This window comes from Vibrio sp. A11, assembly GCF_013048705.1.
Classification (GTDB): Bacteria; Pseudomonadota; Gammaproteobacteria; order Enterobacterales; family Vibrionaceae; genus Vibrio; species Vibrio metschnikovii.
Window position 1 is genome coordinate 71,730 of record NZ_VHSI01000007.1, and the last position, 13,212, is coordinate 84,941.

Genomic DNA, 13,212 nt, shown 5'->3' on the forward strand with positions numbered 1-13,212 from the left:
AAAAGGCACAGTTTCCATTATTTCAACGGGTACAGAATGGTCAAAATTTGCAAATATAAACAAGTTGAAGCGTATTTACGCCATGCCATTGAGCAACGTTTGTTTAATTCACACGAAAAACTACCATCCATTCGTGAATTAGCCCTTGCCCTATCGGTGAGCAAAAATACCGTCATTCGAGCCTATCAAGTGTTAGAAGCTCAAGGATGGGTGTACGCTCAGCCAAGAAGTGGTTACTGTGTTTCGCCACCACCGTCATCGTTAGAAATCAGTGAGCAAACACCTCGCCAAGTCGATTTGTTGTCAATGTCGAAAGACATTCTGGCCAATCCAATCAAACACTATGAGATGTCAGCAGGTTCCGCACACCCGAATATCGACTCTAGTGCCATTCGTAGTTTGTATGCACATATCGGACGTCACAGTCGTAAACAAACGCATATTCCCAGTCACTATCAACTGCCACCGGGGAATAACCAACTCGTAAAACAGCTAGCAAAGCTTTCGCAAGAGAGCGGTATCTTTGCCCAGAGTCGAGACATTGCCATTACTCATGGAGCACAACAAGCCATCAGCTTAGCTTTTCGAGCGCTCACTCAAGTGGGAGACATCGTGGCCGTCGAGTCGCCTTGTTATTTTGGTACCTTATTGTTAATCGAGTCTTTAGGGTTAAGAGTGGTGGAAATACCCAGCCACACAATAACTGGGATTGATCTAGATGCACTGGTTGATGCTTTACAGCGCTGGCCAATCAAAGCGTTATTGCTTACGCCTAATTTTACTAATCCAACAGGGGCATTGATGCCATTGCTACACCGTAAAATACTGCTAGAAAAAACATCCTCACTGCCAATCATTGAAGATGATGTCTTTGGTTATTTAGGATTTAACGACCCAATCCCCAGCTTAAAAAGCTTGGATAACCACGATAGAGTTATTTATATTAATTCGCTGTCTAAAACGTTAGATTCTCGACTTCGAATTGGCTGGATAATTGCTGGACAATACATGGAAAAAATAGATAAGATTTTACTCAGTGAGAACATGGGCAGCCTAAATTTAATACAATCAGCAGTGGCTGAGTTTCTCTCTTCCGGTCAATACAAAACTCATCTTGCTAAAATGCGCCGCCTATATCAATATCGCCAGCAAAAGTTTACCACCATGTTGAACCAAGCATTCAATGGCCAACAAGGATTACAGGGACAATACCACCTCAGTCATCCAGAAGGTTCCTTTTTAAACTGGCTAACACTACCGTCTCATATCGATACTTACGAGCTCTACCAACAATGTCTACCAAAAAAAATCAGCTTCTTGCCAGGGCATCTATTTGCGACCCAACATCAATTCACTCACTGTATTCGCTTTAGCGTGGCAAATTTGAATGATGAAAAAAAATGGCAACCCAGCTTAAATCTTCTCGCGCAGATGATCACGGCTCAACTAAAATAAAGATAAACCGAAGCAAATCATCTTAGTTCGCAGAGATCCGCCCCCATTAACCACTATGATGTACAGTTAAATACAATAAAAGAATAATAAGGATTATCCATGAAACACCAGCTATCTCTTAGAGCTTTAGAGCGCGGCGACTTGCGCTTTATTCATAATTTGAATAATAACCGCAACATTATGTCTTACTGGTTTGAAGAGCCGTATGAATCGTTTGATGAACTGGAAGAGTTGTACAACAAACACATTCATGACAACGCCGAACGGCGTTTCGTGGTTGAGAATCAGCAAAAAGATCTGATTGGCTTAGTCGAGCTGATCGAAATTAACTACATCCACCGCAGTGCTGAATTTCAAATCATCATTACCCCAGAGCATCAAGGCAAAGGGTTTGCTCGCACCTTAATTCATCGTGCGCTGGATTACTCTTTCACCATTCTCAATTTACACAAAATTTATCTGCATGTATCGATTGAAAACGATAAAGCGATTCATCTATATGAAAAATGCGGGTTTATTGAAGAAGGGCATTTAGTACAAGAGTTTTTCATTAATGGTCGTTACCGAGACGTCAAACGGATGTACATTCTGCAAAGCGACTATTTAAAAAAAACCTATCCAGAATAAACGTCCAACCTGTACTTACCTTGCACCATAGTATGACTCTTGATGAGCGTAGATAGACTTAGGTAATCATTGCACGAAGCGCATCCGTCGCTTCGTGCTTATTGCTAACGAGCAATATCCAAACGGTTTTCGGTCACCCCGTTGGTTCGAAACCAACCCGCAATGCTGATCCGCTCCGCTTGGGTCGGCAGCACTTCATGAGGGAATTTCTCCGATAAAAACACCACTAAACGACCTGAGATAGGCGCAATCGTCTCAATCAGCTGATCGTTCAAATCATAAAGTTTTAGCTCTCCGCCATCGGCGGCGCACCAATTGGGGTTCATGTAAAATACGGTGGTTAACTTGCGATTTTCATTACCGCGAAACGCATCGAGATGTTTTTTATAGAAATCACCGGCTTCGTATTTCGCAAAATGCGCTTCGTATTCAAATAATCCTAAAAAGAAGTCTTGATTCACTTGCTGGCGAATCTGCTCCATCCGCTCCAAATAATCTTGTATTGGCTGCCCCATCGATTCTCTCAGCCATTGAATCTTATCACTGCGGATCTGGCTTATACGCTGGGCTTCCTCTTGCCGGCCGATACGCGCTCGCTGCCAACTTTCTGGGGCGCAAGATCGTAAACGGCTGACTTGATCGGGCGTTAAAAAATCATCCCACACATACCAGCCTTGCTCCGCTATCGCGTCCAGCAACTTCTCTAATCCCATGATGTTCACTACTTAGTTAATGAACCATGGGTTATAACCAGACTCGGTTAGCCGTACAAATCACGATGTTAATCCATAAGGATAATAATCGTTATCGTTGTCAATAATAGGCGTAACACAAGAGGATGCGAGGAATATTGAGTTGCTTCGATAATAAAAAAGCCACCGGAAAACCGGTGGCTAAGATAAAAAATCGTTAATCGCTAAAGCTTAGCGATTCAGCTTGGTAAGCGCTGCAAAGACGCTTTCGACCGCAACCGCTCCGGGGTCTTTAACACCGCTTAAACTGTCGCTGGCTAAATAAGACGAGCGCCCAGCATTGGCTTTGTTCATTAACGCGGTGGAAGCGCTGCCTTGCTCGGCGGCGCTTGCCGCTTCGGTTAGGCTTTGCCCAGCCACTAACGCTTCCAGTGCAGGCTGCAGCGCATCGATCATCGTTCTGTCACCCAACTCAGCACCGCCGTACTGTTTCATTTTATTTAGTCCTGCCACTAATGCGCTCGCCAGTGGTTGCCCTTCACTCATCTGCTGACCCGCCGCGGTAAAGAAAATTGACAGTAACACGCCACTTGAACCGCCCATCACGGTCGCAAGACGCTCGCCCACCACACCTAATAACTTATCGACTTGCGCGAATGGCAATTGATTCGCTTGACTCTCACGATAGACTTGTCGTGCACCAGCAGCAAAGGTAGAGCCGGTATCGCCATCACCAACGAGGCTATCAAGACGGTTAAGCTCACTTTCATTAGCAATCAAGGTCTGGCAAATACAGTTAACGATCATTTGATGCTCAGCATGCTCGGAGGCTTGATAGTGCAATTGATCGGCTTGCTTTTCGACAACGCGGCGTGCCACATCATTGACCGCTAATGGCGTTGGCCAACTGCTGACTTCGGTTGGGGCCAGTAATGCCGTTTCCAGTTGCGGGTTCAAATGCAATAACGAGAGAGAGAAGCCTTTCATGTCCAACGCCGTCATCAAGGGCGCTGGCCCCACTAAGTATTGGATTGAGGGCGCAAGAGAAGAATGACACAGATCGCGCGTTAACAAACTCATTTCAAGATTAGATACACCACCCAAGTTATTGAGTAGCAACGCGACTTTATCATCAGCCGTTAACGGATAAGCGCTCAGCAGCTTTTCAATCATGATGGCCAAAATCTCACGGCTATTTTGGGTTGCTAAAACCGAAACTCCGGGCTCACCGTGAATGCCCAACCCTAGCTCAGCATGACCCGGAGCGACTCGTTCGCTGTGCGTTTCACCCGGCAAATGGCAACTGGAGAGTGCCACGCCAATACTGGCGGTGCGTTGAATCGCCACTTGCGCCGCTTCGGCAACCATCACCAGCGATTGACCTTGCTCCGCCGCATAGCCCGCGACTTTATGCACAAATAAAGTACCCGCCACACCACGAGGCTGCTTATTATCGGGCAAGGCAATGTCATCACTGACCATCACCATTTCAACTTGATAACCGAGACGCTTGGCTTTTTCTGCCGCTAAACCAAAGTTTAACCGGTCGCCGGTGTAGTTTTTAACAATCAACAAACAGCCCGCGTCACCGGTGACTTGAACAATGGCATTGAACACCGCATCAACACTGGGCGAAGCAAACACATCGCCACACACCGCAGCAGTCAGCATATTCTTACCCACAAAGCCAACGTGAGCCGGTTCATGGCCTGAACCACCACCAGAAATAATCGCCACTTTGCTTTTATCCCAATCACGGCGAACCACGATGCGAATGTGTGGGTCGATGTCCAGTTGTTCTAGGTTTTGCCAAGGGCTGGTTAACACGGCCCCTTCAATCGCTTCATTTACTAATTGCTCTTTATTATTAATAAAAAATTGAGTCATCACGTTATTCCTTGGATTGAAAGTAAATCAACAGCCTTGATTGTGCGTATGAGGATGGCGAACAGCAAAAAAAATCTCACGTTGCAGAATGAAACGTCATTAATTCGACGATTGGTTCATAATGAAACGCCGCTAAGCGTCCCTCGAATTAGATTGTGAGCTTAGACAATATGCCGTGAAAAGAACCAAAGAATGGTCCCTAAACGTTGATGAATCACCAGAAAGACTGAGCTTTGTCGCTTTCACGATAACGAAAAAAGTCGCACCAATCGCTGCGTTACTGTGGGGAGTGTCAATAGAAAGGTAAAGCAGCCGATACTGGTGCTGCTTTATTACAATACAAGATCAAGAGAAGAAGGGTGAAGAAAACGAACTACGCAGTTGAGAGATGTGCAAATGCTTGGTGTAAACTGGCGATCATCACTCGGCTTGATTCAATCCCAGGGTCCAAATACCCACAGCTTTGCTCACCTAAGTAGGCCGCTCTACCGCGCTTAGCGGGCAGAGCAATCGAATCACGAGCCGCTTGTTGGCAAGCATCCTCCAATTCAATTAGGCTTTGCGCCATGGTCTGTTGATTAACCACACAACGCTCTAAGGTTTGTGTCGCGACATACCAAATGTCATATAAGGTTTTATCTTGGTACTGTACATAGCCGCGCGTTTTTATCCCTTGCTGGCCATTCAATAATGCTCGATAGAGATCATCGACACTGAGCGCGGTTTTACCTTCCACGCTGTGCGCCGCGCGCTGAAACAAGGTGTAATACAAAGGCCCACTCGCTCCTCCAACGCCGGAAAGAAACACAAACCCTAAATTTTGCAATAAATGGGCAATACTCATGTCCGCTAAACTCGGCAGCTTACTGACCAGTAACGTGCAGCCACGTTGAATATTCACACCATGATCGGCATCACCAATTTCGGCATCCAACTGATTAAGGTATTCACTGTGTTGGAGTAAATTTTGGCTGAGCAACTGTAACCAGTGATAGACCATCGCTTGGCTAAGCATGGTTTATTTCCCCCATTGCCAATAGGCAGTATCCACTGGAGCTTGCCAGCAAGATAAAGCCCGATCATCAAGGGCGAATAAAGTAACAGAAAAAGCATTAGGATGCGCGCCACGGCATACCGCTTGTGCAATCGAGTCGACGATGGTCATCTCACACTGGGCTAATTGCTGACTGACCCATTGGCAGAGGTGGCCCAACTGCTGCTGATTTTGCCCACTCAAACCATTCACTAACAATAAATACCGTGGATGGGCCACCAAGGGTGCGGTGATAAATTGCTGCTGCCAGTCATGGGTTGTACTCGACCATTGGATTTGTAATCGAGGTCGTAGTGGCGCATTCGCTAGCTGCTGCTGCAAATGTTGCAACACCTCGGAAAATGTCCCTGAGGTTAACTGCATAATCCCTTGTTCATTGTGCAGACCTACCCCAACTTTGATCTGTTCAAGCACTTGATCTGGCTCGGGAGCTTGAGCCCCTACAAAACCTACGCTGATGGTATGACATTGTGCTGTCCATTGCCGGGCCTGCTCCACCAAAACGCTCAGTTGTTGTTGACCAGACAATCCCGAACCGGCCAATTGTAAACTGTAAGCACCCAGCAGTTTTTGTAGTAAGACAATCCCCGCCAGTCCTTTGCCCCCCATCGAGCAGTGGTCTGGCAAAGGGGCACAATCATCATCAACCAGACAAAAATCGACCCAATAACCTTGCTCGGTTAACCACTCGGTAGCCATTTGAAAATTCAGCACATCACCGGTGTGATTTTTCACTAAAAACAAAATCGGTACTGACGATGAAAAATGCGCGTTCACATGGTCGGTAATTTGCAGTGCCGATGGCGCAGTAAAGTGCTCACCAATGCATGCAGCGGCCAGCATCCCTCGACCAACAAATTCACTGTGCAGAGGCTCGTGGCCTTGACCACCACCGCTAATCACCGCAACAGGGGAAGGAGAATAGCTCAAAAAGTGGCCATCAAACACATTATACACAGACATCGCTCCAGGCTATTTTTAGCCCAAAACTCTACCACGAGCGCTAAATTAAGCAATTTATCAGCCAATGGTTTCATTATGAAACTCTCAGAGCTACCCCAGCGTTTCATGATGAACCAATCGAGTTAAATTTGTGAACTGTGTCTTTCCTTGTTTAACGAGAGGCGGCGAAAAGCAATGAAATGTGAAACAAGGATTCGATTCGTCATCGGGTTAACAAAATTGATTGCTAAGTCAAGTCAAAGCTCTTACTACTAGAGCCAACCGAGCACGGCATCTCTTCTCACCGTCAGGCTCATTATAAAAATGGTTCATGCAAATAATAAGGATCAATAACGTGGAAAAAATCTTAATCTCACCCAGCAAATACATTCAAGGCAAAGGCGCTATTCATCAAGTAGCTCGTCATGTTACGGGCTTTGGTCAACGGGCTTTCGCGATCACCGACCCGATGGTTCTACCGCTGGTTGAAGATAGCCTAGCCACTCAGTTTGCTGGCCTCGACATGCATCTCACCCTATCGCCTTTTCATGGTCAATGTAGCCGCAATGAAATTGAACGCTTAGTTCAGATCGCCAAAGAGGATCAGGCGCAAGTGATTATGGGCATCGGTGGTGGCAAGGCGCTTGATACGGCGAAAAGTGTCGCTTACTACTTAGGTTTACCTGTGGTGATCATCCCGACCCTTGCCTCTACCGACGCACCGACTAGCTCACTGGCGGTGATCTACACCGAACAAGGCGAATTCAGCGAATACCTATTTTTCCCCGCTAATCCGAATATGGTGTTGGTCGATAGTGAAATTATTGCCAAAGCTCCGGTACGTTTATTGGTTGCAGGAATGGGCGACGCGCTCGCCACTTACTTTGAAGCGCGGGCAGCGATTGCTTCTGGTAAGGCTACCATGGCTGGAGGCCTCGCCACTAAAGCCGCTTTTGCGATTGCTCAAACCTGTTATCAAACACTAATGGAAGATGGCTACAGCGCGATGATGGCGGGGAAACAAGGTCTGGTGACTCCAGCGATGGAAAACATCATTGAAGCCAATACCTATTTAAGTGGCATCGGTTTTGAGAGCTGCGGGCTGGCGGCCGCACACGCGATTCATAACGGTTTAACCGTACTGGAAGAGTGTCATCACCTCTATCATGGTGAAAAAGTCGCGTTTAGTACCTTAGTTCAATTGGTATTAGAGAATGCACCTAAAGAAGAGTTTGCCGAAGTGTTGGCTTTCTGCCGTCAAGTGGGTTTACCGACCAACTTGCATGAAATGGGCGTGACCACCATCGACCTACCACAAATCATGGCGGTATCAGAAATGGCCTGCGCCGAAGGCGAAACCATTCATAACATGCCATTCCCAGTGAGTGCAGACCAAGTCTATGCGGCGATACTCACCACCCATGCCTTAACCACCGCCTAACGATACTCTTTATCCCCCATCTTGTTTGGGGGATTCGTTTTTTGGTGAGCTTCTTGTTACGATATCCCCAGCCTCCCTACCCGCAGATGTATTTATGGTTGCCGATACCTATAAACAATGGAAAATTTTTGTCGATACTGGCTGGTTACCTACTAAAGGCCAGCAAACCGAACTCTATCAACAGTGGCAGCAAGCTAGCCAATTTTGCCAAGCGAAAGCTTGGCAACCACCCAAAAACTTAAGAGGCTCAACACTGAATGAGACTCTGCAGTCACAACAAAATCTACTCTGTTTTACTCAGCGAGTCTTAGATGCGATTACCGAAAAGCTACGCGCACCCGCCTGGTTATTTTGCATAACCAATGCACAAGGGATCACCTTACACCTGCAAGGGGCGGCAACAATTAGCCAAGCGCTATCAAACCTAGGTTTATGCGTCGGAGCAGATTGGACAGATAAACGGATCGGCAATCATGCCATCGAGCGCTGTTTGGTCACTCATCAAGCGCAGTTATCAAGCGGAGCCGAACATCTGAGTAAAGCACTGCATCCTTGGTTTTTCTCGGCGGTGCCTATTTTCGATCCCATGGGCGAGTTACTGGCAAGCTTGACGTTAATTGGGGAAACCCAACAACACACCATGATGATCGATGCATTAATCGAAAGTGCCGCTCGGGAAATTGAAACGCTACTCAGCTCAGAGCAGCGCCTCACTCAAGCCAATACGCTACTGACCCAGCGTGATGTACTGTTAGAAGGAATAGAGCAAGGCGTGGTCACTTGGCAAGCGTCAGGATACGTGCAATACATTAATCACTGTGCTCGGCAGTGGTTGGGCTTAGATGAAAGTCATATTGGCCTACACATTGAAGCGTTATTTCATTTTCCGCCCGTGGTTGAGCAAGCCTTAGCAGAGAGAACCAAACTGGAAAAAGTCGAAGTCATGGTCGATTGTCAGCATCAATTGCTGAAAGTGATCCTCTCACTTAAACCACTCAGTAGCGGTGAAGTGATGGCGCTGTTTCATCCTAGCGAACCACTCACCCAGCCTCATGAACGTCACTTTATTGGCGGCGACTATTGGCAACCGGGCGAAAACCTGTGGTTATTAGAAGGCCACCCATGTCAGCAGCGGATTGAAAAAGCGGCAAAAGTCTCAGTGCCAGTATTACTGCAAGGCGAAGATGGCGTCGGTAAACTCTCGCTCGCGTTAGCCATTCACCATAAGAGCCAACAACGTCTCGCTCCACTGATGATTATTGATTGTGCGGCCTTACAACCCGAACAATTGGCGCAAGCGCTATTGGGTGATGATCAGCAAAGTCAGCCATCGAAATTTGAATTGGCCTACAATGGCACACTGATTGTAGAACATGTCGAGTATCTACCGCCTACCTTACAAGCGAGCTTATTAGCGATTTTAAAAACCGGGTTTCTCACTCGTTTACATAGTCAGCAAGTGATTCCCGTTAATGTGCGGGTGATCAGCACCAGCAGTGCTGATTTAGACAAGTTAGTCGAATCAGGGTTGTTTAGCCGTCAATTGTGTTACGCCATGCAAGGGATTGAGGTGTGTATTCCTCCGCAGCGTGAAGCGCTTGATTATACTCGTAGCCTTATCTCGCATATTGTCGACCGAGCCAACTACACGCTTGCCGCTGACGCTTTGCAAAGGCTGTTGGATTATAGCTGGCCCGGTAATCGCAGTGAGCTATTGAGTGTGATGGACAAAGTTCTGCTCAGTTCGGCTCATCGCGTTATCCGCCTTGGCGATCTGCCCGATAGAATTCGTCAACGCACCGACCAAGCGCAACCCATTCAAAGCCTCGAATTAATGGAAAAAAATGCCATTATTCATGCGTTAAAACATCATCAGGGTCACTTGCAACAAACCGCTAAAGCATTGGGCGTTGGCCGGACAACCTTATGGCGTAAGATCCGCAAATACGACATTGATGAAACCGCGATTATTGAATCTTCTTAGCTAACGATCAGATAGACCTGACATCAATCCTATCCAATCAATGTAAACTGGCACCAAATATGCTTAATAAAAATAACTCAGCGCTCACTCGTCATCATGCTGAATACCACGTTTAGAGGAAAGCATTATGGGCCATCTCTATAAAATTGAATCTTACAGCGAAGAAGCCGTGCGAACACTTGCTCAATTCATTCAAGCCAAAGGGGGCAAATGCTGCATCGCAGGGTTTGCGGTGATCACCAATCACCCTTTCAAAGAAAGAGACGCCGGGCGTTTACTGCCATTGATTGGCAAAGTCACCGATAATCTCACCGAATGGGATAAAAGTCAGTTCGAAGTGCTGGATAATCAGATCGCTTGTTAATTCATTCGTCACTGCTAATAACAAACCAAAGCGGCTTATGTCTTTTAACTGAGCAACAACCATTAAAGACATAAGCTACGGCTTTAATAAAAAGCAAAGCAGTGTAATAATCAACCAGGCGATATGCAACAGTTTCATTTTGCAACGCAGATTGCACCTAAAATGGCGCTATTTCGACTGCAAGGTCATATCGAGACCGTACTTGCTAACTATAGATAGAAAGATATGCTTCAATGACGACATAAAAAAAGGAGCTCAATCAGCTCCTTTTTAGTTGATACGGGATAAAATTACCCAAGAAAATTTACGCTTGCCAATCAAGAATCACTTTGCCGGAAGCCCCGCTGCGCATGGCATCGAAACCCTGTTGGAAATCATCGACCTTGAAATGGTGAGTGATGATTGGGGTTAAATCTAAGCCCGATTGAATAAGACTCGCCATCTTGTACCACGTTTCGAACATTTCACGACCGTAAATGCCTTTGATGACTAAGCCTTTAAAAATCACTTGATTCCAATCAATCGCCATCGATGAAGGTGGAATGCCCAGCAATGCCACACGTCCACCATGATTCATGGTTTGCAGCATTGAGCTAAACGCACTTGGCACTCCAGACATTTCAAGGCCAACATCGAAGCCTTCCGTCATGCCGAGTTCGTTCATCACATCTTCAAGCTTTTGCTCAGCCACGTTAACCGCTCGCGTTACACCCATTTTGCGCGCTAAATCTAGGCGGTATTCGTTCACATCGGTGATCACCACATGACGAGCGCCAACGTGTTTCGCCACCGCCGCCGCCATAATACCGATTGGACCCGCACCAGTAATGAGTACGTCTTCTCCCACTAAATCAAACGACAAAGCCGTGTGCACCGCATTACCAAACGGGTCAAAGATAGACGCAAGATCATCAGAAATACCATCGGGGATCTTAAACGCGTTAAACGCTGGTATCACTAAATACTCTGAGAATGAACCAGTGCGGTTCACCCCTACGCCAATGGTATTGCGGCAAAGGTGAGTACGGCCACCACGGCAATTACGGCAGTGACCACACGTAATATGCCCTTCACCAGAAACGCGATCCCCTATCTCAAAACCGCGAACTTCTTGACCAATGCCAACCACTTCACCGACGTATTCATGACCCACCACCATCGGCACAGGGATGGTTTTTTGCGACCATTCATCCCAGTTGTAAATATGCACATCAGTGCCACAAATAGCAGTCTTTTTGATTTTAATCAGTAAGTCATTATGACCCAGCTCTGGCATATCGACTTCGGTCATCCAGATGCCTTGCTCGGGTTTTAGCTTTGCTAATGCTTTAATTTTCATTTGATAAGCCCCATCTCTTGGCCGACTTGAATAAAGACGTCAATCGCTCTGTCGAGCTGCTCGCGACTATGAGCCGCTGACATTTGCGTGCGGATCCGCGCCTGACCTTTTGGTACCACCGGGAATGAAAAACCAACCACGTAAATGCCCTTCACTAATGCACGCTCAGCAAACTCAGCGGCCACTTTCGCATCACCCAGCATAATCGGGATGATCGCATGATCAGCGCCGCCCATGGTAAAACCTGCCGCTTCCATACGAGTACGAAAATGCGCTGCGTTGCTCCACAATTTATCGCGCAGCTCACCACTCTCAGCTAATAGATCTAAAACTCGCAGAGAGGCGGCGACAATTGCTGGTGCAACCGAGTTTGAGAACAGATAAGGACGCGAACGCTGGCGCAGCCAATCAATCACTTCTTTCTTACCGGAAGTATAACCACCAGAAGCGCCGCCCATGGCTTTGCCTAGCGTTCCGGTAATAATATCAATTCTGTCGATAACGTTATGATATTCATGCGTACCGCGGCCATTTGCGCCCATAAAGCCCACCGCATGGGAGTCATCCACCATCACCAAAGCATGATACTTGTCCGCTAAATCACAAATCGCTGGCAAGTTCGCCACTACGCCATCCATAGAGAAAACGCCATCTGTGACAATCAGTTTATGGCGTGCGCCCGCTTGATCAGCGGCAATCAGCTGCTGCTCCAACTCTTGCATGTTGTTATTGCTATAACGAAAACGCATCGCTTTACATAAACGAACGCCATCAATGATCGAAGCGTGATTGAGCGCGTCAGAGATGATGGCGTCTTCTTTATCAAGTAACGTTTCAAATAACCCAGTATTCGCATCAAAACACGAGGTATAAAGAATGGTGTCTTCTTTACCCAAAAAGGCTGATAGCTTCTCTTCAAGCTGCTTATGGATATCTTGCGTACCACAGATAAAACGTACCGAAGCCATCCCGAAACCATGGGTCGCCATGCCTTGCTGGCCCGCTTCAATCAAAGCCGGATGGTTCGCCAAACCAAGATAGTTATTGGCACAAAAGTTAAGTACTTCTTGACCGGTTGAGATAGAAACCGCCGCTTGTTGCTGTGAGGTGATCACGCGTTCAGATTTATAGAGGCCTTCGGTTTTAACATCATCCAGCTGTTGGCGTATTTGTTGATAAAAATCACAAGACATTGCATTTTCCTTATTGGTTGCCGTTATCTCCAGCAGATTAGATAGTCAGTGTAATAGAAGCCTATGAATGGGATTATCTCGCTTTGCGGAAAAGCATTCATGAACTTAATTCACAAATAGACTTCATTGACTAATAACTAGCGACCAATGTACTCAACCATCGCATAAGAGCAAGCGATACCGCTCGACGAACGCCATAAGAATAAAAAAGCCTGAAGACACAAAGCATCTTCA

11 protein-coding genes are annotated in these 13,212 nt (G+C 46.6%); 5 read left to right on the top strand and 6 right to left on the bottom strand.

The window, feature by feature from the left end; translation table 11 throughout:
* Window positions 1-36: 36 nt before the first annotated feature.
* Window positions 37-1,455, top strand: a complete 1,419-nt coding sequence (locus tag FKQ60_RS09135) for a PLP-dependent aminotransferase family protein (RefSeq protein ID WP_154170763.1) — start codon at window positions 37-39, stop codon at window positions 1,453-1,455.
* Between the two features lie 99 nt (window positions 1,456-1,554).
* The gene (gene speG, locus FKQ60_RS09140) at window positions 1,555-2,082 is read left to right on the top strand and encodes a spermidine N1-acetyltransferase (RefSeq protein WP_004396722.1); all 528 of its coding nucleotides are present in this window, start codon (window positions 1,555-1,557) and stop codon (window positions 2,080-2,082) included.
* A 104-nt stretch (window positions 2,083-2,186) separates the two neighbouring features.
* Here speG and FKQ60_RS09145 read toward each other — a convergent pair whose 3' ends face one another.
* From FKQ60_RS09145 to FKQ60_RS09160, 4 genes are all read right to left on the bottom strand, one after another.
* On the bottom strand, window positions 2,187-2,795 hold the full coding sequence (locus FKQ60_RS09145) for a 2OG-Fe(II) oxygenase (protein ID WP_170906331.1): 609 nt from the start codon (window positions 2,793-2,795) through the stop codon (window positions 2,187-2,189).
* A 210-nt stretch (window positions 2,796-3,005) separates the two neighbouring features.
* A complete protein-coding gene (locus FKQ60_RS09150; RefSeq protein WP_154170765.1) occupies window positions 3,006-4,661 on the bottom strand; it encodes a dihydroxyacetone kinase subunit DhaK in 1,656 nt (551 codons plus the stop codon).
* A gap of 373 nt (window positions 4,662-5,034) precedes the next feature.
* A complete protein-coding gene (gene dhaL / locus FKQ60_RS09155; RefSeq protein WP_154170766.1) occupies window positions 5,035-5,676 on the bottom strand; it encodes a dihydroxyacetone kinase subunit DhaL in 642 nt (213 codons plus the stop codon).
* Between the two features lie 3 nt (window positions 5,677-5,679).
* Window positions 5,680-6,678: a dihydroxyacetone kinase subunit DhaK gene (locus FKQ60_RS09160; RefSeq protein WP_170906332.1), complete on the bottom strand. Its 999-nt coding sequence runs from the start codon at window positions 6,676-6,678 to the stop codon at window positions 5,680-5,682.
* A 334-nt stretch (window positions 6,679-7,012) separates the two neighbouring features.
* Here FKQ60_RS09160 and FKQ60_RS09165 point away from each other — a divergent pair, with 334 nt between their 5' ends.
* The 3 genes from FKQ60_RS09165 to FKQ60_RS09175 all read left to right on the top strand — a co-directional run bounded on the left by FKQ60_RS09165 (window position 7,013) and on the right by FKQ60_RS09175 (window position 10,446).
* Entirely contained in the window at window positions 7,013-8,098 is a 1,086-nt protein-coding gene (locus tag FKQ60_RS09165) for a glycerol dehydrogenase (protein ID WP_154170769.1), read from the top strand.
* 94 nt (window positions 8,099-8,192) lie between these two features.
* Entirely contained in the window at window positions 8,193-10,082 is a 1,890-nt protein-coding gene (locus tag FKQ60_RS09170) for a sigma 54-interacting transcriptional regulator (RefSeq protein WP_154170770.1), read from the top strand.
* A gap of 127 nt (window positions 10,083-10,209) precedes the next feature.
* Window positions 10,210-10,446 carry a hypothetical protein gene (locus tag FKQ60_RS09175; protein WP_004396755.1) on the top strand — a complete coding sequence of 79 codons (237 nt, stop codon included), beginning with the start codon at window positions 10,210-10,212 and terminating at the stop codon, window positions 10,444-10,446.
* Window positions 10,447-10,750: 304 nt separating this feature from the next.
* Here the strand turns inward: FKQ60_RS09175 and tdh are convergent, their stop codons facing one another.
* Both tdh and FKQ60_RS09185 read right to left on the bottom strand, forming a co-directional pair.
* Window positions 10,751-11,785 carry an L-threonine 3-dehydrogenase gene (gene tdh / locus FKQ60_RS09180; protein ID WP_004396757.1) on the bottom strand — a complete coding sequence of 345 codons (1,035 nt, stop codon included), beginning with the start codon at window positions 11,783-11,785 and terminating at the stop codon, window positions 10,751-10,753.
* Window positions 11,782-12,978, bottom strand: a complete 1,197-nt coding sequence (locus tag FKQ60_RS09185; protein WP_154170771.1) for a glycine C-acetyltransferase — start codon at window positions 12,976-12,978, stop codon at window positions 11,782-11,784. The genes tdh and FKQ60_RS09185 overlap by 4 nt, the downstream gene beginning before the upstream one ends.
* Between the last annotated feature and the right edge of the window lie 234 nt (window positions 12,979-13,212).

Coding starts and splice junctions, on each gene's coding strand:
- FKQ60_RS09135 (WP_154170763.1), top strand. CDS start 37: ATGGTCAAAATTTGCAAATATAAACAAGTTGAAGCGTATTTACGCCAT.
- speG (WP_004396722.1), top strand. CDS start 1,555: ATGAAACACCAGCTATCTCTTAGAGCTTTAGAGCGCGGCGACTTGCGC.
- FKQ60_RS09145 (WP_170906331.1), bottom strand. CDS start 2,795: ATGGGATTAGAGAAGTTGCTGGACGCGATAGCGGAGCAAGGCTGGTAT.
- FKQ60_RS09150 (WP_154170765.1), bottom strand. CDS start 4,661: ATGACTCAATTTTTTATTAATAATAAAGAGCAATTAGTAAATGAAGCG.
- dhaL (WP_154170766.1), bottom strand. CDS start 5,676: ATGCTTAGCCAAGCGATGGTCTATCACTGGTTACAGTTGCTCAGCCAA.
- FKQ60_RS09160 (WP_170906332.1), bottom strand. CDS start 6,678: ATGTCTGTGTATAATGTGTTTGATGGCCACTTTTTGAGCTATTCTCCT.
- FKQ60_RS09170 (WP_154170770.1), top strand. CDS start 8,193: ATGGTTGCCGATACCTATAAACAATGGAAAATTTTTGTCGATACTGGC.
- FKQ60_RS09175 (WP_004396755.1), top strand. CDS start 10,210: ATGGGCCATCTCTATAAAATTGAATCTTACAGCGAAGAAGCCGTGCGA.
- tdh (WP_004396757.1), bottom strand. CDS start 11,785: ATGAAAATTAAAGCATTAGCAAAGCTAAAACCCGAGCAAGGCATCTGG.
- FKQ60_RS09185 (WP_154170771.1), bottom strand. CDS start 12,978: ATGTCTTGTGATTTTTATCAACAAATACGCCAACAGCTGGATGATGTT.